At 47.8% G+C, this 22,153-nt stretch carries 17 protein-coding genes; 12 read left to right on the top strand and 5 right to left on the bottom strand.

Annotated features, from left to right (window positions below; all coding sequences use genetic code 11):
* The first annotated feature begins 16 nt into the window (after positions 1-16).
* Positions 17-1,075: an outer membrane beta-barrel protein gene (locus DXN05_RS12775; protein WP_116847667.1), complete on the top strand. Its 1,059-nt coding sequence runs from the start codon at positions 17-19 to the stop codon at positions 1,073-1,075.
* Positions 1,076-1,352: 277 nt separating this feature from the next.
* Positions 1,353-2,756: an ammonium transporter gene (locus DXN05_RS12770; RefSeq protein WP_116847666.1), complete on the top strand. Its 1,404-nt coding sequence runs from the start codon at positions 1,353-1,355 to the stop codon at positions 2,754-2,756.
* Positions 2,757-3,043: 287 nt separating this feature from the next.
* Here the strand turns inward: DXN05_RS12770 and DXN05_RS12765 are convergent, their stop codons facing one another.
* The gene (locus DXN05_RS12765; RefSeq protein WP_116847665.1) at positions 3,044-5,608 is read right to left on the bottom strand and encodes a phosphoenolpyruvate carboxylase; all 2,565 of its coding nucleotides are present in this window, start codon (positions 5,606-5,608) and stop codon (positions 3,044-3,046) included.
* A gap of 243 nt (positions 5,609-5,851) precedes the next feature.
* On the opposite strand from DXN05_RS12765, the gene lpdA reads away from it, so the two are divergent.
* Positions 5,852-7,261, top strand: a complete 1,410-nt coding sequence (lpdA, locus tag DXN05_RS12760) for a dihydrolipoyl dehydrogenase (RefSeq protein WP_116847664.1) — start codon at positions 5,852-5,854, stop codon at positions 7,259-7,261.
* Between the two features lie 87 nt (positions 7,262-7,348).
* Here lpdA and DXN05_RS12755 read toward each other — a convergent pair whose 3' ends face one another.
* Together DXN05_RS12755 and DXN05_RS12750 are read right to left on the bottom strand one after the other, a co-directional pair.
* Positions 7,349-7,990: a porin family protein gene (locus DXN05_RS12755; RefSeq protein ID WP_116847663.1), complete on the bottom strand. Its 642-nt coding sequence runs from the start codon at positions 7,988-7,990 to the stop codon at positions 7,349-7,351.
* A 288-nt stretch (positions 7,991-8,278) separates the two neighbouring features.
* Positions 8,279-9,100: a DUF4197 domain-containing protein gene (locus DXN05_RS12750; protein ID WP_116847662.1), complete on the bottom strand. Its 822-nt coding sequence runs from the start codon at positions 9,098-9,100 to the stop codon at positions 8,279-8,281.
* A 123-nt stretch (positions 9,101-9,223) separates the two neighbouring features.
* On the opposite strand from DXN05_RS12750, the gene DXN05_RS12745 reads away from it, so the two are divergent.
* The 4 genes from DXN05_RS12745 (at position 9,224) to DXN05_RS12730 (ending at position 12,260) form a co-directional block, all read left to right on the top strand.
* Entirely contained in the window at positions 9,224-10,354 is a 1,131-nt protein-coding gene (locus DXN05_RS12745) for an NAD(P)/FAD-dependent oxidoreductase (protein WP_116847661.1), read from the top strand.
* Positions 10,355-10,406: 52 nt separating this feature from the next.
* Positions 10,407-11,243: a glutaminyl-peptide cyclotransferase gene (locus tag DXN05_RS12740; protein WP_116847660.1), complete on the top strand. Its 837-nt coding sequence runs from the start codon at positions 10,407-10,409 to the stop codon at positions 11,241-11,243.
* Positions 11,244-11,361: 118 nt separating this feature from the next.
* A complete protein-coding gene (locus tag DXN05_RS12735; RefSeq protein ID WP_116847659.1) occupies positions 11,362-11,622 on the top strand; it encodes a hypothetical protein in 261 nt (86 codons plus the stop codon).
* 2 nt (positions 11,623-11,624) lie between these two features.
* On the top strand, positions 11,625-12,260 hold the full coding sequence (locus DXN05_RS12730) for a zeta toxin family protein (protein WP_116847658.1): 636 nt from the start codon (positions 11,625-11,627) through the stop codon (positions 12,258-12,260).
* A 121-nt stretch (positions 12,261-12,381) separates the two neighbouring features.
* Here DXN05_RS12730 and DXN05_RS12725 read toward each other — a convergent pair whose 3' ends face one another.
* Positions 12,382-13,278 carry a class I SAM-dependent methyltransferase gene (locus DXN05_RS12725; RefSeq protein WP_116847657.1) on the bottom strand — a complete coding sequence of 299 codons (897 nt, stop codon included), beginning with the start codon at positions 13,276-13,278 and terminating at the stop codon, positions 12,382-12,384.
* A 252-nt stretch (positions 13,279-13,530) separates the two neighbouring features.
* On the opposite strand from DXN05_RS12725, the gene DXN05_RS12720 reads away from it, so the two are divergent.
* The 5 genes from DXN05_RS12720 to DXN05_RS12700 all read left to right on the top strand — a co-directional run bounded on the left by DXN05_RS12720 (position 13,531) and on the right by DXN05_RS12700 (position 21,407).
* Complete coding sequence (locus DXN05_RS12720; protein WP_116847656.1) at positions 13,531-14,886, top strand: DUF58 domain-containing protein; 1,356 nt, start codon at positions 13,531-13,533, stop codon at positions 14,884-14,886.
* Positions 14,886-17,522: a transglutaminase-like domain-containing protein gene (locus DXN05_RS12715; protein WP_116847655.1), complete on the top strand. Its 2,637-nt coding sequence runs from the start codon at positions 14,886-14,888 to the stop codon at positions 17,520-17,522. Before DXN05_RS12720 ends, DXN05_RS12715 begins: the two co-directional genes overlap by 1 nt.
* 1 nt (position 17,523) lies before the next feature.
* Positions 17,524-18,522: an AAA family ATPase gene (locus DXN05_RS12710; protein ID WP_116847654.1), complete on the top strand. Its 999-nt coding sequence runs from the start codon at positions 17,524-17,526 to the stop codon at positions 18,520-18,522.
* A gap of 91 nt (positions 18,523-18,613) precedes the next feature.
* A complete protein-coding gene (locus DXN05_RS12705; RefSeq protein WP_147313909.1) occupies positions 18,614-20,608 on the top strand; it encodes a hypothetical protein in 1,995 nt (664 codons plus the stop codon).
* Positions 20,609-20,687: 79 nt separating this feature from the next.
* A complete protein-coding gene (locus tag DXN05_RS12700) occupies positions 20,688-21,407 on the top strand; it encodes a 3-keto-disaccharide hydrolase (protein WP_116847652.1) in 720 nt (239 codons plus the stop codon).
* Positions 21,408-21,580: 173 nt separating this feature from the next.
* On the opposite strand, the gene DXN05_RS12695 is transcribed toward DXN05_RS12700, so the two are convergent.
* Positions 21,581-22,153, bottom strand: a complete 573-nt coding sequence (locus DXN05_RS12695; protein ID WP_116847651.1) for a hypothetical protein — start codon at positions 22,151-22,153, stop codon at positions 21,581-21,583.

Raw genomic sequence — 22,153 nt, 5'->3', positions numbered from 1 at the left:
ACTAAAACGTAAAGCAATGTTACAAAAATTATTTGCAACAGGGCTGGTATTGTGTGCCTGTAACGCGGCATTTTCGCAAGACAGCACCAAAACACCTGCCCTTGAAATAAGCGGTTCTGTAGATACTTATTATAAATACGATTTCGCAAAAACAAGTGCCAACAACTATACCAGTTTCACCAAATCGCACAACAGCTTTGAACTGGGTATGGCGTCCCTGAAATTCGAGTACAAAACCGGCAAAACCGAAATGGTGGCCGACCTGGGATTTGGTAACAGGGCCAAAGAATTTTCATACAACGACGATGGCATTACCGCTGCGGTAAAACAATTGTACATCAGTTATTTACCTACCAGCTGGTTAAAGCTCACTGCGGGCAGCTGGTATACGCACATCGGCTACGAGGTAGCCGATGCGTATGCCAACCGCAATTACAGCATGAGCTACCTGTTCTCAAATGGGCCATTCTTTCACACGGGTGTAAAAGCCGATATCACTTCGGGCAAAAGCACGTTTATGATCGGGTTAACCAACCCGCCTGACCGCAAAACGGTACCGGATGATTTGTACCGCAAACTGTCTGTGATTGCACAGTACAGCTACCAGGTATCGGACAATGTGAAAGCCACCTTCGGTTATGTAAACTGGCGCGGCGCCGATACCTCGAAAGGCAGCCAGTATGATGTGGTAATTACCGGTACGGTAAACAAACACTTTAACCTGGCCGTAAACGGCAGCCTGGCTACCCGCAAAATGTACGAAGGCAGCGACAAATTCACCAGCAACAAAAACTGGTGGGGCACAGCGCTTTACCTGAATTACGATGCCAATGACCTGTTTGGCTTAACCCTGCGCGAAGAGTACTTTGACGACAAAAACAGCACAGCCTCGGCACAGCTGAATGGCCATGTGCTGGCCAGCACCCTGAGCGGACATTTCACGTTTCATTCACTGACATTCATCCCTGAAATACGTATTGAGCATTCCAATAACAGCGATATGTTCGTTAAAAGCAGCGGCGACCCCACCAAGTCGGCCGGCAACTTTTTGATTGCAGCCATTTATAAGTTTTAACCCTGAACATTACCTGCTGCTGCAAAGCTTATTTCCTGCCTTTTTCCTGTAACCAGTGAAAAAGGCAGGATTTTTTTGCCCCAAACCGTAGAAACATCGCACATCCTCAAAAATTAACCAGTTTTTAAAAAGCATGTATTTTCGGCTGTAAGCCTTATCAATAAAGGAAACCAGCCTTAAATAAAAAATATTTATATATAACACGAAACAGGCGTTAGTATATTTTATTCCTAACTTTAGTTCTCATAGTTCATATTAAACTTTTTACGATTTTACGATGAAGTATTCCGCCAAACGGGTTGTTCCCTTTGTAGTGCTGGCCGTAATTGCCCTGGCCGCCATGTTTGTGCCTTCTGCGCCTGTTTTCAGTGATGCAAGCAAATACAGCAGTGCCGATATTGTATGGATTATTGTTGCCACTGCCCTGGTGTTTTTAATGACACCCGGCCTTGCTTTTTTTTACGGCGGTATGGTTCACCGCAAAAACGTGATCTCTACCATGATGAAAAGCCTGGTAGCTGCAGGTGTAGTGAGTGTGTTATGGGTAGTGGTTGGCTATAGCCTGTGTTTTGGCGAGAGCTGGCATGGCATTATCGGTAACCCGATGACCCACCTGTTTTTTAAAGGTGTGGTATCCGGCGCCCCCTGGAGCCTGGCCCCTACCATACCGCTGGCGCTGTTCGCGCTGTTTCAGCTGATGTTTGCCATTATTACACCCGGACTGGTGGTTGGCGCTGTGGCTGAGCGTATCCGTTTTACATCTTATGTACTGTTTATATGCCTGTTCAGCCTGCTGGTGTACGCACCTATTGCACACTGGACCTGGCACCCGGATGGTTTCCTGTTTAAAATGGGCGCGCTTGATTTTGCAGGCGGCACTGTGGTTCATATTTCTGCCGGCTGCGCTGCCCTTGCAGGTGCGCTGGTATTGAAACGACGCAAAGCCCATATTGAGCAGAAAGAAATTCCACCGGCCAATGTACCTTATGTATTAATCGGCACCGGTTTATTGTGGTTTGGCTGGTTTGGCTTTAACGCAGGTTCTGCACTGGCTGCCAACGGTTTGGCGGTATCTGCCTTTGCTACCACTAACACAGCTGCAGGCGCTGCCGGTTTATCATGGATGTTTTTTGATGTAATGCGCGGCAAAAAACCTTCTGCGCTCGGCTTTTGTATTGGTGCGGTGGTTGGCCTGGTAGCCATTACCCCTGCAGCCGGTTTTGTTGCTGTGCCGCAGAGCATCTTCATCGGCGTTGTAGCAGCCATCATCTCAAATGCAGCTGTGTACTACAAACAGAAATCTACACTCGACGATACGCTGGATGTATTCCCCTGTCATGGGCTGGGCGGTATGGTAGGCATGTTGCTCACCGGTGTGTTTGCTACCAAAACCGTGAACAGCGGTGGTAACGACGGCCTGTTTTATGGCAATGCTGCATTCTTTTTCACGCAGGTAAAAGCACTGGCCATTGTAATCGGCTACAGCTTTACGGTATCTTACGGCATCTTTAAATTCATCAACTTTATACAGCCGCTGCGCGTAAGCGAAGAAGAAGAAGAGCTTGGTCTCGATGCTTCACAGCACAACGAAGAATATGGTTCGCTGGTACATGGCGAAACAGCGCCTGTTGCAGAAGCGCAGGAAGTAAAAAAACCTTCACGCGTTGCAGTTCCGGCATAAGAACGTTACCAACCCATCAACCCAATACTAACTGCAAAATGAAAAGGCTGTCCTCCGGACGGCTTTTTTGTTTCGCGGAAAGCGCGGAAATCATGGAACGAGCGCCATTACCGAAGTCGAAGAACAAACCGCGAAAAATGCGCTGAGCTCCGCGAGCGGAGCATTGGGGCGCCTTGCGGAAAATGCTTACCAGTGAGGGCACTGACAGAGGCAGTATGCCAAAAGGCTCGCAGGTGCGAGCCTTTTGGCATAATTTATTCACTATTGACCGTTCACTATTCACTGTACTATGCAGAATTCCTTCCTGCGTTGATGATACCGAAGGAGCAGCGCATGACCAGTTTCTCGTAGCTGTCTTTCTGCGGGCTGGTAATGAGTTTTTCTTCCAGCTCGCGCACTTTGGTAATGCCGTACTGCTGTATGGTTACCAGTGGCAGCACAATGCGTTCGCGCATTTGAATAGACAGCTGATCAACCGGGTAATCGCCCATGAGATCTGATTCGCCGGAGAGTTTCAGCACATATTTCTTAGTAAGCTCGTACTCTTCATAAATCATGTTCCACAGCTCGCCGTATTTGGGGTGGCGTGAGAGGAAGGCAGTGAGCGGGAAGAAGCTTTTCTTCATGGCCATCTCACAATTATCCATCAGTGTTTTGAAGAACATGGAATGCTGGTACAAGGTTTTCACCTCTTTCCATTTGCCGGCTTCTTCCATTTTTTTCAGGGCGGCGCCCACACCGTAATAACCGGTTACGTTTTGCTTCAGCTGGCTCCATGCACCTACAAACGGGATGGCGCGCAGATCGTTGAGGCTGAGTTTGGCGCCGGGATTGCGTTTGGCAGGACGGCTGCCGATATTGGTTTCTGCATAGAAACGCAGCGGACTGGCATGCCCCAGGTATTCAAGGAAACAGGGATGGTTTTTCAACGCCGTGTACGATACAAAACTGTCTTCAGCCAGCTGTTGCAGCAAAGCAGCTTCTTCTTCATTCAACGTGGCTTTGCTGGGCGAGAACAGGGCATTGGTAATGCCTGCATTCAGCAGCTGCTCCATGTTAAACTGCGCACTGTCTACCGTACCGAAATTAGAGCTGATGGTTTGTCCCTGTATGGTTAACTGAATTTCATTGTTGGCCACATTGCTGCCCATTGATGCGTAAAATTTGTGCGTTTTACCACCACCACGTGCAGGGGGACCACCGCGGCCATCGAAGAACACCACATCTATATCACACTCGCGGGAAATGCGGGTAAGTTCATCTTTGGCTTTGTAAATACTCCAGTTGGCCATCAGGTAACCACCGTCTTTTGTGCCATCAGAGAAGCCCACCATAATGGTTTGCGTATTATTGCGCCTGCGCAGGTGTTCGCGGTAAGGTTGCAGGTGGTACAGGGCGCGCATGGTTTCCGCTGCCTGTTGTAAATCTTCCACTGTTTCGAACAGGGGAACAATATCGATGTCAAGATTTTCCGCGGTATAACCACCCATTAAAAACAGTCCGTACACCTCCATTACATTGAGCGCACTGGTAGTATGGCTAATGATAAAACGCTGGCAGCCTGCTTCACCATTGTACTGCTGTATGTTTTTGATGGCAGCGATGGTTTCAAGCGTATCCTTATGCAGGGCATCTTTCAGCACGGTGATATCTGCAACAGGTTTCGCATGCAACAGTGCATTGATTTTCTCCGTATCGCTGAGCGATGTATAATTGGCGGGCAGGGCGCCGGTTTGTGCGGCTGCTTCTACAGTGGCGGTAAGCACCGTGCTATCCTGGCGAATGTCGAGCGAAGCGAAGTACAAGCCAAACAGCTGCACTTTGCTGATAAGGCTGTCTACCATGTACAGGAACAAACCATTGTGTTGCGTGATCAGCGTTTCGCGGATATCACGCAGGGTTTGTAATAGCTCCTTACTGGAAATATCGGTTTGGTGACCGGGTATAAACAGATTGTTGTACAGTTTGGTTTCCAGCGCAGCAATAGGCTGTTCAACTCCTTTAAACGTGAGCCTGCGCTTGAGGCGGCGCACATCAAAGTAATAACATTTCATAATGCTGCCACGCAAAGCATCGGCCACTTTGAGTGTGGTTGCTGCGTTTACAAACGGGTTACCATCCCTGTCGCCACCGGGCCAGAAGCCCAGTCGGAACACGCTGTTGTTTTCATCCACCGCATGCGGGAACTGGCTCTTCAGCTCGGCCAGTATTTTGCCTGAAGCCTGGTAGAAAACATTTTCCATGTACCAGATGAGACTTACCGCCTCATCGTACGGGGTAGGTTTCTGTTTTTGCAGGAATGGTGTTTTGCCGAGCTGCTGCAGGTACAGGTTCACCATGGCAGAATCGCCTGCGGTAAGGGCCTTACCCAAATCGTTGATAATACCGAGCACAGAGCCGGGATAAAACTGCGTGGGGTGTGCAGTAAGCACCAGGCGCACACAGAAATGTTTCAGTTTATCGGCCAGCTCTTCTTCTTTCTGCGATTGTATGATAGAGCCTGCAAGCTGTTTCAGTGTACCGGGGCCATTGATATCACGCACCTGTTTAAAAGCGGCATCTTCCAGCGCATCGAATAGCACCACCTGGCGTTCGGAGTACTGGATAAAGCGAAACAGCAAATCAATCTGCTCCTGCTCTTTCTGGTACCCGGTGTACTGGGTAAGAAAAGAATTGATGATATCCACCGGGCTTTGCTGCTTTCGGTAACCTTCTTCGCAATGAATCAGGAACAGGGAGAGCAGAACGCCGGTTTTTTCAATACGATGAAAGGGAAGGGCGGTGAAAAGACTGTTGTACAACTGAAACTTGATTCCTACAAGGTTCTTGAATTGTTGTAATGCGTTATCCATTTAAATACGGTTGTCTTGGTTGGCGGGCAATAAATCAATCAAAGCGGCCTAAGTTACTGATTTTTGGCAGCGTTGCGGAAAGAATTATGCGCATGTTTGTTAGTTTTCCATGTATACGTGATGGGTGCAATATGTTAAATAGCATTATGTTTTTTACCTTGAGGATGGTGCTGAACTGATTTTTTTTCATTTGGCGCTGTAAACGTATTTTCGCACATCTTATCAATTAAATACTCTATTGCTATGGCATACGACGTAATTGTTTTGGGCAGCGGGCCTGGCGGTTATCCTGCCGCTATCAGGGCTTCTCAGTTAGGATTTAAAGTGGCAATCATTGAAAAAGAATCATTGGGTGGCATTTGCCTGAACTGGGGCTGTATTCCAACAAAAGCATTGTTAAAAAGCGCTCAGGTTTACGAATATATGAAACACAGCACTGCTTATGGTATTAACGCCAGCGGTGTTGAAGCTGATTTTGGCGCGGTTATCAAACGCAGCCGTGGCGTTGCCGACAAAATGAGCAAGGGTGTTCAGTTCTTGATGAAAAAAAATAAGATTGACGTTATCATGGGTTACGGTAAACTGAAGGCCAAAGGCCAGGTGGAAGTAACTGCTGCTGACGGTTCAAAACAGATTGTGGAAGGCAAATACGTGGTAATTGCTACCGGTGCACGCTCACGCCAGTTGCCAAACCTGCCTATTGATGGCAAAAAGGTAATCGGCTACCGTGAGGCCCTGGTATTGCCTACGGTTCCCAAAAGCATGATCGTGGTAGGCAGCGGCGCCATTGGCGTTGAGTTTGCTTACTTCTACAACAGCATGGGCACCAAGGTAACCATCGTTGAGTTTTTGCCGCGCATTGTGCCTGTTGAAGATGAAGACGTATCGAAAGAACTGGAAAAACAGTTCAGGAAAATAGGTATTGAAGTAATGACCAATGCTTCTGTTGAAAAAGTGGAAAACAGCGGTGCAGGTGTAAAAGCCATTGTTAAAAAACAGGATGGCACTACCACTACACTGGAAGCAGACATCGTGTTAAGCGCTGTTGGTATTGCGGCCAATATCGAAAACATTGGCCTGGAAGAGCTGGGCATTAAAACGGAAAAAGGCAAAATCACGGTTGACAAATACTACCAGACCAATGTTCCCGGTTTCTTTGCAATCGGCGACTGTGTACCTGGCCAGGCCCTGGCACACGTTGCTACCAAAGAAGGTATCAATGCTGCTGAGTACATTGGCTTCCTGGAGAAAAAATACCACCACGAACCTGATATTATTGATTACAACAATGTACCGGGTTGTACTTACTGCACACCTGAAATTGCCAGCATCGGTTATACCGAGAAAGCAGCGAAGGAAGCAGGTTACGAAATTAAAGTGGGTAAATTCCCCTTCATCGCTTCAGGCAAAGCCAGCGCTGCTGGTGCTACTGAAGGTTTCGTAAAAGTTATCTTTGATGCCAAATACGGTGAATTCCTGGGTGCACACATGATTGGTGCCAACGTAACAGACATGATTGCCGAAGTTTCTGTAGCACGCAAGCTCGAAACTACCGCACATGAAATTCTGAACGCCATTCACCCGCACCCTACCATGAGCGAAGCGCTGAAAGAAGCAACTGCTGTGGCTTACGGCGAAGCGATCGATATTTAGTATCACAACACTGCAAAGTGTTTACCTATAAAAAGGGGCACCGGTTAAACCGCTGCCCCTTTTTTATTACGTACTTCTTAGTGGTAGTTAATACCTTCTTCTATGACCGGGTCTGTGGCCGCCGCCCCTGTTGCCATACCCGTTGCCGCCGCTGTGGAACAGCGTTAAGTCCATACCCAGCAATACGCCCCTGTTCTGGTAGGTATCGTTGGTATACTCGGGTTTCTGCAGGTTAGCCAGTCCCAGGTTGTAGCGGAAATAGAAACCTATCACCGGGTTGATCTTGAAACCTGCGCCAAAGTTCAGCGCAAAATCGGCCGTGTTGTACTTGTACTGCACGTCGGCCGTGGTGCGCGGTGCTTTTTCTTTGGCATCGGTTAACAAACCCAGCTGCGGACCAAACTCGAGGTAAAACTCACGTACCGGGTAGTACTGGAACATTACCGGGATCTGGATGTAGCTGAGCGCTTCGGTAGCCGTGCCGTTGGGAATAAGCCGGTACCTGTCGCCCATGCCGCCATACAACACCTCGGGTTGAATGGCCCATCCATAGCCGATTTTAGAATTGAGGAAAATGCCACCGTGACCTGTTGTTCTTGTCAGGTCGTTGTATTCGTTTGAAATGTTGGTGAAACTAACGCCACCTTTAATACCAAAGCTTAACTGCGCATCGGCCCTGCCTGCAGCTGCAAGCATCACAATTGCAAGAGATGCAAAAATCTTCTTCATGAGAAATGTTTAAGGTTTTATGGGTAATCCAAAGCATGTGCCAAAGTAACACATTCAAACACAGCCTGTAACACATGCGCTGCAAGGGATACAACGTTACTGTTGTTTCTTCTGCTGAAACGTGCATGTGGCCTGCGTTGTGCAAAGGTTTAATCTGGAAAAAATTAATGTTGGAAGTTGGAAGTTTAAGGTTTAATGTGGCATAACAGCATGTTCCTTCACGAATGCCGGCACATAAAAAAGCGGTCCCGGCTGAGCCGGGACCGCTTTTTTAGCTTTACAACTAATCTACTTTCCTGTTACGGAAGAGAATACTTTTTTCAGGAGATCGGAAGCCTGGCCCAGCGGGTCTTTGCGGATAGACTTTTCTTCCAGTGCGATCTGGTAAAAAACACCGGCAAGGGCTTTTTCGGTTACAAAACTGCTGAGGTCGGGATTTACTTTAGATACCATGGGCAGCTTGTTGTATTCGTTGAACAGCGCTGTCCAGTATTTGGTGGCGTCTACTTTTTTCAGCGAGGTATCAATCACCGGTTTAAATGCAGCGGTTAACGGTGAAGTGGTTGTTTTGCGGAGGTAACCGGTAGCAGCGGTATCGGTACCACGCAAAATGTCCCATGCATCGGTAATGCTCATTTGTTTTACGGCACCCAGGAAAATAGGGGCAGCACCTTTGGCAGCATCTTCTGCGGCGCGGTTCATAGAGAGGATGGCGTTATCTACCAGTTTGCCCATACCTACGCTGCGCAGTGTTTTTTCTACTTTCTGTGCTTCGGGAGGCAGTAATATTTTTACAGCTGCATCTTTAAAAAAGCCGTCTACAGCCGATAATTTGGAAGTGCCTTTGTTTACACCCTGGTTCAGTGCCTCTTTTAAGCCGCTTACCACGTCGGTAGTACTCAGCGAATCTTTTTTACCGCTGCCGGTGATGGCGCCGATAATGCTGCCTAATCCGCCAGATGAAGAAGAGGAAGACGAGGAAGTAGTGGTGGTGGTTGCCGGTTTGGTGGTATCCTTCCCGGTTACACCCTTCAGGATGTTTTTCCAGCCCTGCGCATGCAGCAACATAGTGCTGAGGCTTAATACAGTAAACAACAAAACTTTTTTCATACTTGGTGGTTGGTCTATGGTTAAAAGTAGGGCAAATGTATTTACCCGCAAGCTAAAAGAAAATTAAATGACTGTGACTGCGCTCATTTTTATCGGTAGTTGTAAAGATTGTATCTTCCATTCATGCAAATTTCGTACTGGGAGCAGACGGCTTTTTACGCCCATCGCGACATTATTATTACCGGCGCCGGTTTACAGGGCCTCTGGTGCGCGTATGCACTGAAAAAGGCCCGTCCCTCGCTGAATATATTGATACTCGAACAAATGCCGGTGAGCTATGGCGCCAGCACACGCAATGCCGGGTTTGCATGTTTTGGCAGTGCCACCGAATTATTGCACGACGCCCGTACAGCCGGGGAAGATGCCATGCTGCAACAGGCAGAACGCCGGTATAAAGGCATGCAGCTCATCAAAGAATTACTGGGTGATAAAATAGATTATGTCCCCTGCGGCGGGTATGAATGCCTCAGCAACCAGCTGCAACCGGTAGCTGAAATAGTTGAACAACTCCCCTGGCTAAACCAGGCATTACACCCGCTGACCGGCAACCCGGAAGTTTTTTCTTTAACCAATAACCGCCTGCACACCCAGGGACTTACCGGGTTCGATGCCCTGGTGTACAACCCGCTGGAAGCAGCCCTGCACAGCGGCAAACTGGTGCAATGCCTGCAACAGCTGGTGCGTGAAATGGGCGTGGAGATTATCAATGGCATTACCGTAACCGGCTGCACACCCAGCGGCCGGGGTATTGAACTGCAGAGCAATCAGCAGCTGCGTTTTACCGCAACACAGGCATTGTTCTGCATCAATGCTTTTACCCCACAGTTATTTCCCGAAGTAAACATTATCCCTGGCCGCGGGCAAATACTGCTTACCGACCCCATTGAAGGACTGGCGCTGAACGGCACTTTCCATTTTGATGAGGGCTATTACTATTTCCGTAACCTGGGCAACCGCATACTGCTGGGCGGCGCACGCAATACCGCATTTGCAGCAGAACAAACCACCGATATTGCCGTAAGTGATGAGATACAAACCGTGCTGGAAGCATTCCTCAACCGCCATTTTATTACAGCACGACCTGTTACCATTGCACAGCGCTGGGCAGGCATTATGGGCTTTACTGCCAACAAGCAACCGTTGCTGCAGCAAACACAACGCGGCGCATGGGTGGTAAGCGCCTGCAATGGCATGGGCGTAGCCTTATCGCCCATTATGGCACAGGTAGTGGCCGAACGATTGACGAAGTATTAACAATTATCTCTTTTCAACACCTTATTTTTGTTTCAATTCACGCTTAACGCTTATGCAACAACGTTTTTTTCCTGTAGTGCTGCTGGCTTTAATGATCATGGGCAGCACGGCCTGTAACAACGACAACAAACCCAAAGAAGATCCGGCATCTACCACCAATTCAGCCCTTGCACCACCTGCCGCCATGGACTATACGGTGGTAAAGGTTTACCCGCATGATACTTCCTCTTACACAGAAGGATTGCTGCTACACAACAATGAACTGTTTGAAAGCACCGGCCGTGAAGGATTCAGCAAGTTTGCCAAAATAGATATTGCCACAGGCAAACCCGTAAAAGAACAGTTTATTGATAAAAGCATCTTCGGCGAAGGCATTACTGTTTTCGACAATAAAATATACCAGCTCACTTACCGCAGCAATAAGGTGTTTGTATATGACCTCAGCACGTTTAAAAAGCTGGCCGAATATCCCTGGAACGGTGAAGGCTGGGCATTAACCCACGATGGTAAAAGCCTGATTGCCAGCAACGGCAGCTCTAACCTGCAGTACCTGGACCCTGCGACCCTGAAAATGCAGAAAATAGTAGGTGTAACCGATAATTATGGCCCGGTAAACAACATCAATGAGCTGGAATATGTAGACGGCTTTATTTATGCCAACCAGTTTGAAACCAACTATATCCTCAAGATAAATCCGGAAAGCGGCCGCGTGGTAGCCAGGGCAGATATGAAAGATATTTTTGCCAATGGCGGCAAAGTGTTTAACGAGGCACAGCTCCCCGATCCGCAGGAAGATGTGCTGAATGGCATTGCCTATGACAGCGCCAAAGGCAGTTTCCTGGTTACCGGCAAACAGTGGCCGTATTTGTTTGAGGTGAAGTTTAAATAGGAAGGAGCTTTTAGCTGGTAGCCTTTAGCGGTTAGCTTGAAGCGAGTTTTTATCTTGTCGACGCCGCACTGAGATTAGACGAAAAGCAGATAATTTATTGTATCTTTAATAGGCATATATGGTAAAAATGAACACAATTGAGGTAATGCGGCAGACTGGTACAGCTGCTGTAAAACGGCTTCGCAAACAGAAATTTGCGAAGGGACTGCCATTTATGATCAATTCCAGTGATCTTGCTAAAAACGAGTCTTACCTCGAATATCCGGACGGAAGAATTATACTGGTAAAAATGTCTGGTTCGTTGCGCCAATTTACTGTGGTGAAAGAGATGCCGGAACACATTTCCACGTCTATTCGCAGTCGTTACCATTTAGATTAATTATGCCGGAACTTCACATTATTACCGGATCCAATGGTGCTGGCAAGTCTTCTATTGGTGCTGTATATTTACCTGAGCATATCCAAGCAACTTGTGAAGTTTTCAATGGCGATAAGCTCGTTGAGGATAAAAAGAAAGAGCTTTACCAAAGTGGGATGCGGGCTTTTAAAGAAGCAAGGAAAATAGCACACGCACATCTGGAAACCGTTTGGGAAGAGTTATATAGCAGACATCTTCAGGATAATACCAATTTTGCTTACGAAGGACATTTTACAAATGAGGCAACCTGGACTATCCCACGTCAATTTAAAGAAGCCGGATTTGAAATTCATCTGGTATTTCTCGGTTTACGCGATCCGGATTTATCCATGCTGCGGGTTATCGACCGTAGCGATAATGAAGGCGGACATTATGTTTCCAGGCAGGAAGTAGAGGATAATTTCTATGGTAATATGGAAAAGCTGAACAAGCATTATGCAATGTTCGACTCTGTGCAGATCATTGATGCATCGGAATCAGAGCACTTGCCTATTGCTACTTATCAAAATGGCCTATTGGTTAATGCCATCCCGGCGGGGTTGCTTCCTAGCTGGTTCACAGCGTACCTGCCAAGCCTTGCGTCACAGGTAACAACATAAATGCATCTGTCAGAGGAGGCTCCCCACTCCATTAAAGACTTGCTCTCTAAAAGGAAGTCCAATGGACCCAAGAAGTTTTTCGGAAAGGCCATCCCAACTCTCGATGGCTTTCAGGCTCATGTTATTTGTTCATGATATAAATCACTGAGCTGCATTTTTCGTAAGAGGATGCAGCTTTTTTATTGGAGCGGAGGCCATTCCAGAGGGCGCGCAGCAGGTTGTTTTTGCCGGTGCGGTAGCGTTCGCTGAGCATGCTTACATAATAGCTGTCGAACCACATGGGTTCGTAGCCATTGATGCGGAAACCATGCTGTTGCATTAAACGGCGCATGCTTTCTGGGGAGAAATGATACAGGTGGCGGGGCACATCGTAGGCAGCCCATTGTGCGCCATACACCTGCGCATCGTAGCTGGTATAGTTGGGCACAGCTACCAGCAGTACACCGCCGGGCTTCAGGATACGCTGAAATGTGGTGAGATAGCCATGCAGGTCGTGTACGTGCTCGAGCACATGCCACATCGTAATTACATCAAACTGCGCATCTGGCAGGGAATAGAGAGAATCCAGCGTTTGCAGGGTAAGCTGGTGATGTGTTTGGGCATTGGCGCGGGCAATATCATCGGGTTCGAGCCCGGTTACCTGCCAGCCGGCTTCCTGCATTACTGCAGCAAAAGCACCGGTACCGGCCCCCACATCGAGCAATACGCCCTTTTCTTTTTTACTGGTAGCCTGCACCAGCTTGCGCTTGGATTGCAGGGTATAACTGCGCACCATATGATACAGCCGGTTAATAATGCCTTTGCGTGTTTCTGAATGAGACACATACTCCGCACTCTGGTAATACCTGCCAATAGCTGCTGCGGCCGGCACCTGCTGCGTAAAACGGGCGGTACAGCTGCCACACTCCCATATGGGGAAATGCTCATGGCTTACCGTATAGTCTTCTGCTTCCAGTGCCGGGGAAATATCGGATTGGCCGCAACAAGGGCATGCCTGGTATGTTATAGTCTCAGTCATAAACGGGGCAAAGAAAAGGAAATACCAAAAACAAATTCCAAATTACGTTAACAAATTCCAAAATCATGAGGCGCTACTATGGAAACACCTGAAAGCGGCATCCTTTTTTATCATTTCTTTGTGCATTCGTGAAACACCCGTGCATGTTAACCATTCATTATGAAATAAATGCAAACAAGCCGCTAAAAAAATAATGATGAACGAATTGTGTTTTCTTTACAACACATCTTTCTTTAATTTAACTTACGATTCATGAAGAAATGGTGGAAAAATAGCAGCGCGCTGATACAACGCACCGGTTACAGGCTACCCGTCACCTGGTATTTCGTGGTATTTGCAGTTATGGTACTGCTCGCACTTGAATGGCTGCGCAGTCAGCAACGCATACCCGATACCTCTTTCAGTGATATATTCCAGCTGCTGATAAGAGTGGCGATATTCTTTATTGTGGTGGTTGTAACACTGGGATTTGTATCTGCACTTGTTGCCTTTATTTATGTAGCCTGGCAGAAAAGACGCAACCGCGTTAGTCTTGACCTGGACAGCACCACCCCTTCGGGAAAGAAGCAACAGCAGCTATTGCAGCTGAAACTGCACCCGGTATTAAAACCATTGCTCGGTTTTGTGCGCCTGCGCCTGCGTTACGACGGTACACACTACTCACGCAAATTTGCCATTGTACAGGGTGCACGTAAAAAGTTGTTCAGTACCACCATCAGCGGCACGTATAACTGGGAATTACCTGCTATTAAAGAGTATTCCATAGAGCAGGCTATCCTCTATTTTGAAGACTACTTCCAGTTTTTTTCCTTCACAGTGCAAATACCCTGTCACAGTCATTTTATTACGCAGCCCAAACAGACAGATACCAGGGTATTGCAGGCTACGCCGCGCAAAACGGAAGATACCAATACCCGTATTGAAGAACTGAAGAAAGTGGAAGGCGAGTACCTGAACTATAAAAACTTCGAGCATCATGATGATGTGCGCCGCATTGTGTGGAAAATATACGCAAAAAACAAAGAGCTGGTAGTACGCACACCCGAGATACTCGACCCCTATGCATCGCATATTTACCTGTATGCTTCTTTTTATTCGCATTTCGATGTAACCAACAATGAAGTGGTGCAGGTGCCTTTTCTCAACTATTATAAAACAGTTATCTGGAATGCCTACCGCGAGCTGGAGCAGCAGGGACTGGAAGTGCGCTATGTGCCTGACCAGCCTGTAGCAGCCAGCGATCCGAAGCAGGTGCAATACCGCATCAGCACCAGTGTATGGCAAAGCGATAAAGACCTTGCCGCATATGTAAAACCCAACGAAACAGCCATCCTGTTTATATCATCGCTGAGCAATGAAGCACAGGTGGCGCAGCTGGTTGAACAATACGGCAGTGAGATGGTTGTTGTGTTTGTGGCATTGTCTAACAGCCTGCAAAGGCAGCATATCGGCGACTGGCTGAAATGGCTGTTTGTAAAGAATGAGCAGGATGCAGTGGCACGTTACAAAACAGCATGGAGCTTATCGCTGCTGCGCGGCAGGTTGCTGAGCAATGAGAAGAAATTAACCCGGTTACTGGAAAAATATCAAAAGCCCGTATTGATTTAATGAAGATCGGAAAAGTACATAGCTGGAAAAAAGTGTTCGCACAAGTGTTGCTGCTGGTTGTGCCTACGGCCCTGCTGGCCTTTTATCTTTTGTGGAACGTTAATCGTTATTACGATATACTGCAGAACGACTGGATGCGCCAGGGCCTGTACTTTGGTGCAGGTATGCTGATAGCCACGGTATTCTATGGCTACCGGTTCCGTTTTATAACCACGGCTGCTCTATTGTTTGCCTTTTATTTTATCGGTTACCGGATGGTGGCGCGCATGCAGGTGGGCGAGTTTGACGCCTTCTTTGTATCTATCCGTTTCATGGTATTTGCCATCTTGTTCTCACTGGGCTGGATTACCGGTTTCGGCTTCTCGCGATCGCGTTATTATACCGTATTCTGGTCGGTGTTTCTGCTGGCCGCACAGATTATCGTGGTAAGCAAAAGTCCCAACATCAATGCACAGGCATTAATCAGCGCCATTGTTCCCCTGCTGGTATACGCCGTGTACATTATTTATGCGGCTGAGCTGATACGCAACATGAATGAAGACGAGCGGGGTTTTGCCTGGTTTATTACCAAACGTGTGGGCGGCTTCGGCGTTATATTGCTACTGCTGGTACTGGGTGTATTTACCTTGTTTAAGAAAGACTTTCTTGCCATCGAAAAAGAATGGGGCGATGGCAAAGGCGGCAACTACGATAAAAACAAGGGCAACAGCGAAAGCATGACCAAACAGAACCGCGATGGTTCTATGGGCAATAAAGACCAGACACAGCTGTCCGGCTCATTGAATAAAGACAAGCGGCTGGTGTTCGTGGCCCGCCTTGACAACTTCTTCCCTGATGGCAAAACGCCCAATCCGCTCTACTTTACCGCTTACTACTACACCAAATTCGATACCCTTACACAGACGTTTGAAACAGACAGCCTGATGCCTGCCAACGACCTGTTTAAGCCCGATCCCTCGCGGATACCGCTGTTCTTTGCAAAGACAGACAGTACGGTGATTAAAAACACGCATGCCACCAAAAACCGGCGTGTGGTAAATGCCGAGATCTACAAAACCCTGCTGGCAGCAAACGAATATATCGCCCCGTCTACCGCGTTCTTTTGCCAGCCTGTGCCGGTGGAGAATGCCTATAAAGACCAGTTTAAAAGCGCCTACCGCGCGAAAATGTGGGTAAGCGATTTAAACAGCGCCTACTTCATTTACAACCCTGCAGGCAATAAAATGCTGGAGAATTTTCAGCAGGAACGGTTCAGCTTGTTGCGCCAGGTAACCGACTGGAGCGGTGTGGATGCAGCCTTTATGAAGTACTATACCTTTATGCCGCGTGATGCGGAGTACGACCGTATAGCCACCCTCGCCAAACAGATTACCCAGAAAGCCGGCGCCACCACTGCCATGGACAAAATGATTGCCCTGCGCGATTATTTCCTGAGCAAGGACAGTGAAGGGCAGCCCATGTTCAAATACTCCAACAACCCTGGCATACCCGGTATGCCAAGTGCCAATAAACTCAACTATTTCCTGTTTGAAAACCGCAAAGGGTATTGCGCCTACTATGCAGGTGCTACCCTGTTCATGCTGCGCTCACTGGGTATACCCTCGCGCGTGGCAGCAGGCTTTTTAACAGTTGACCGCAGCAGCAAAAACCCCGGCTGGTACTGGTTTTATGAAGACCAGGCGCATGCCTGGGTGCAGGTATACTTTCCCGGTTACGGCTGGATAGACTTTGATACCACCATACCCGACCTGGAAACACATGAAGCACGCCAGCCCGATGGCACACCGCCTTTGAACATGCAGCAGGCTTACCTGGTGGCAGATGGCAAGGTAACCAGCGTTGACACTGTGACGAAGAAAGTGCAGATGACCGTAGAGAAAATGCTGTTTCACGACGAAAGCTATGATGCAGCCAATAACCCTGTGCCCCTGAATGTGGATGCATCCATTGCTACCGTTACAACAGATACCGGCGCAGTGCGTTTGTCTGCCGTGAAAAAAGGCATGCATATTACCGCGGCCTCTTATGCCGAAGCGCTGAAAAACATGAAACCGCAGGGCAACGACAATGTAAGCTCTGTAGTAAAACGCATACCCAACCCAACACCTGTAGATGAAATAAAGATCATTGAAGCAGAGAGTGAAAAGCCAACCAGCAAGAAAGACATCTTTGAATCTGTTGAGCCGGTAGACTGGCTGCGTGTGTTGTGGACGATCTTAATTGCTATTGCAGCGCTAGCCGTGATTGTACTGGCAACACCATGGCTTATCTGGCAGTTCCTGCACCTGCGCGCAAAAGCAGGCGGAAGCGACCGGGCACGCACCTTCCGCCAGTACCGTGCAGCAATGTACTATCTTAATCAGCTGGGCTATTACCGCAACCAGAGCGGTCCGCAGCAATATGCAACGGAAACAGATGCACGTTACAGCACCGGCTTCAGCCGTTTCAGCAATGTGTACCAGAAACTGAAATACAGCAGCCTGCCGCTGAGTGAAGGCGAAAAAGCCATTGTGGCACAGTTTTATAGACCATTCATTAAAACCGTACGCGCGAAAACACCTTTTAAAACCAGGGTTAGCAAATTCGCCAATATTTACCATACCATTCATTACTTCACCCAACCAAAAATAAAATAGCATGGAGCAGACTTTATATACTGAACAATCCATACACATAGACCAGGCATTACAGAATATACAAAGGCTGGTAACCAATATTGAACAGGTAATACGCGGTAAAAGAACGCAGATACAGTTTATTTTAACTGCATTGCTGGCAAAGGGTCATATTCTTATGGAAGACAACCCCGGCACCGGTAAAACCGTGATGGCGAAAACACTGGCACAAAGCATCGCCGGCAGCCAGCACCAGGGCGGCGCCAATTTTAAACGTATACAGTTTACACCCGATTTGCTGCCGATGGATTTGATCGGCTCCCATATATTCGACGATATCCGGAAAGAGTTCATCTTTAAAAAAGGCCCGCTGTTTTGTAACGTGCTGCTGGCCGATGAAATTAACCGTGCCTCACCCAAGGTACAAAGTGCCCTGCTGGAGTGTATGGCCGAAAACCAGATCACCATTGGTGAAACCACCTACCCGCTGGAGCAACTATTCTTTACCATTGCTACCCAGAACCCGGTAGAAATGGAAGGTACCTATCCCCTGCCTGCAGCACAGCTGGATCGCTTTTTCCTGAAGATTTACTTTGGTTATGTGGATGAAGCAACCGAGCTGAGCATTTACAAAGATTACCTGGGCATACAAAATAACCTGCAGCACATACAGCAGGTATTGTCAATGGATGAGATCTTGTTTTTGCAGGCAGAAGCAGAGAAAGTGCAGATACACGAAGAAATTATTGCAGCCGTACGCAACATTGTATGGGAAACCCGCCGCCACCCGGATATTGTGCTGGGCGCATCTACCCGCAGCGGCATTACCTTCCTGAAATGCTTAAAAGCCTTTGCACTGGTGAACGGCCGCACCTTTGTTACAGAAGACGACCTGCACCAGATTACGCGCGCCGTACTGGATCACCGTTTAATATACCGCAACAAGGAAGGCAAACAAAAAGCGCTGGGCAGCATACTGGATAAAGAGCTGGACAGGCTGGGCAAGCTGCGCATCAGCTAACACCATCCTGCTTATTGATTTAAAGACGCATTGCGCATTACATACAGCCAGGTAACAAACTGCCCGGCCGTTTGCACGAATGATAAAACATATGCCACAACGCTATCTTGTATATTGCTGTTTTACCTTGCTGGCCCTGTTTAACGGCGCTGCGCACCTGCAAGCACAGGGCAATGCAGCCGCACGTTACGAAGTAGATGCCAAACGCATTGGCGTAAACCCTACCGATAAAGACGCACTTCCGCGCAGCCGTGAATTTATACGGCTCGACAGCACCTATTACGTAGGCTGGCTGTATGAAGGCATTTATAAATTTGACCGCAGCGCTGATTATCTCGGTTATAAAAATGCCATCGTTCCTTTAAAAAAGGCAATGACGCTGCTGGAAAAAGATTACCACAACACTTTCAGCAACCTGTATTCGGATATCCAGTTTTTTGCGCAGAACATTAACCGCTACCAGGATATGTTTATGCTGACCAATGCGCTGAAAGAATGTTACGACAACCTGGAGATGCCTGATTCGGTAATGACCTTGCTGAACAATATTGACAAATACCATTTCCGCAAAGACTATTTCGGGATTTATTATCACCGTGCATGGACCTACCACCGCAACCGCTTTTTCACGTCCAACAAATTCAGCTTCCTGAAAAACTCCGTGGAAGAGAATGAGAAAATGGCTTTCAGGTGGTGTTACAATGGATTGGCTTTTGTAGAACAAAACAAACCGCAGAACGATGCATGGTTTGGTCCGGGCCAGGGAGATGCCGATAAACTCGCTATTTACCATTACCTCGCGCTGCTGCACTGTTACAACAAGAACTACGACAGCAGCGAATACTATTATCACCAACTGGCATTGCGTGGCAGCATATCGTGGAGCAACTATGGCGGCATGCAAAGCGAGATTGGCAATTTTGCCAACGCCATCGAATTCTTTAAGCGCGACCAGGATAAATCGTACGAGCGCATGCTGCGTGAGCCATACTATTACTTGCCCGAGCTGTATGTGTATGCAGGCAGGCCTAAGGAATCTATCAAAATGACCAAGGACATCATCGCTGCGAATGGCTCTACGCCTGGTTTTGGCTGGTACAATATTGCCATGGCACGCGGTTATTTGTACGATGGCCAGCTGGATAGCAGTGCGTATTGTTTAGACAAGGCAGCCAACTTTAAAGAAATACACATCGGCACTACCCTAACGCAAAGCCAGTACGATTTTACCATTAACCTGCTGCGTGTGCAACTGCTGGATAAACGCATCAGCGTAATTAAATTCCTGCACAAAAACTGGTGGTACAATCCCAAATGCCTGTATGATATCGCCAATTACAAACTGCAGAAAGTAATGGCCGAATATGTAGTGGTAAATGAACTGGCTTATAACCCGGAACGTACGCGTATTGTATATGACCTGTTTTGTGCAGAAGCTACGAGCAGCTTTGACGAATCGTGGTACCTGATGAAAGATTTTAGTCCCAACTACTTTTTGAAATTGTACGATAACTATCTGCAGAACGACAAGCGCCCCAACATACAACGTTATTTCAGCCTGTTTTCTGCGCGCTTTAAATGGGAAGCCGGCAAACAACGCGAAGCACGGGCAGACTTTGAAAACCTGGCCAGCAATACACTACTGGATACAGCCAACGAAAAGCTGTTTATCGGCCGGTTGTACGAAAGCCTGGCCCTTGCCAATACCGGATCGGCCAATGCCACCGCCTACCGCAATTACAGCAATTCTTTATTTGATGTATACCCGCAGCTGGTACCATTCAGCGGTGTACGCATGCAGCTGCATTTAACTACCACGGGCCTGGAAGATGCCAGCACCGGCAGCGTGATCAGCGATTTAAAAGATTGCAATATTGACTGGAATGGCCAGGGCACAGCGCCGGTTGTGCAGGTGAGTTTTAAAAAGAAAGGCGACAAATACGAAGCCGTGATTAATGTGCGCAGCAGCATTGGCAAGCCATTGGTAACCAATGAGCGTATTATCTTTAAGAAAACAGATGGTGTAGCTGAAGAGATTGCACTGCGTATTTTTGGTAAGAGCGGAGCATTGGAATTCGAGGGATGATGGTTTGATGGCTTGACTGTTTGATGGCTTGCTGTTTTTTATGCACCAATTGAATACTGAACCAATTACTTGATTGTATATGAAAAAAAAGAACATACTGTATGCTGCTTTATTTGCGCTGGCAGCGGGCACTGGAAACGTTTCAGCCCAGGACGGCGCAGCCGTTAACCAACTAACCAGCACTGAGAAAAAAGAAGGCTGGCAATTATTATTCGATGGCAAAAGCACCGGCAGCTGGCATACTTACCAGCACAAACCCGGCTCGTGGATAGTGGAAGACAGCAGTATTGTTTGTCATGAAACTGCAGCTAAACAATACGCCGACCTTGTTACCAACAAACAATACAAAAACTTTGAACTGGTGGTTGACTGGAAGATAGCCCCGGGCGCCAACAGCGGCATTTTATACAAGGTAACCGAGCAATACCCGCAGAGCTATTTAAGTGGCCCGGAGTACCAGTTGCTCGACAATGATAGCTATGCCGGCAAAATTGAGCCTTACCAGAAAACCGGCGCCAACTACGCCATGAACACACCATCATCAGATGCGGCCAAACCCGTTGGTGAATGGAACCATACACGCATTGTGGTAAAAGACAACCATGTTGAACACTGGCTGAACGATGTGAAAGTAGTGGAATACACGCTTGGCGATGAGGCCTGGCAGCAGGAAAAAGCCCATGGCAAATGGAAAGATGCGCCGGGTTACGGCGCTGCCGCCAAAGGCGCTATTGCCCTGCAGGATTATCATGGCACCGGCAAAGTATGGTTCAGGAATGTGAAGGTCCGGGAGTTGTAAATACCGCCAAAACTTAAAATTGGCCTTATAAAAGGCCAGTTCTGCTTCAGTTGGAGCGAAGGGCCGCAAATCCTTAACGACACATAATCACTCATAGAAGAAGCCCCATACCGGGCTATAGGGATGATGCTCCTGGAAAAGAACATCATCCCGTTATACTACAAACAAACAACTTATAGCTTAACGCGGGTAAGATAATAATACGCAATGGCACCGCCGCCAAGTGCAGCAAGTATCAGCGCATATATCCACCAGCGGCTTTTACGGCTGCCGCCGTCTGCCAGCATTTCGCGCATTTCTTCGCTGGTGCGTTCGGCCTCACCTACCTTAACGGTATGGGCTTCATGGCGTATTACCCTTTCGGCGGTTACCTCGGGGGTATAATCACCTGCCGAAGCAGCAGGCTGAAAGGAATAGGTATTGCTGAACTCTTTGCGCAGGCTGCCTATCTGCGGCAGCACCGCTACGCCGTTATCAGCAATTTGTTTTTTTATCTCGAGCAGGGTATTGTTGAATTGCTGGATGGCTTCCACCTCGTTTACCTGCAGATCGTCTGATACAAAAGCAAAAAAATGACGGTCGGCCTGCACTTTGTCGCCGCTGAAACGTATCACCGAAATAGGCGGATACATTTTCTTGCTGGCAAAGTCCAACCGCGCCGGAACATGCTCTACCGTGAAGTAGCCGATGCCCGGCAACGCCAGTTTTTTATTGAGAATCAAATATTTATACAATGTCTGCATCAT

The organism is Deminuibacter soli (assembly GCF_003412455.1).
Taxonomy (GTDB): Bacteria; Bacteroidota; Bacteroidia; order Chitinophagales; family Chitinophagaceae; genus Deminuibacter; species Deminuibacter soli.
Note: the sequence above shows the minus strand (reverse complement) of the source record. Positions and strands in the feature narration are given on the sequence as shown.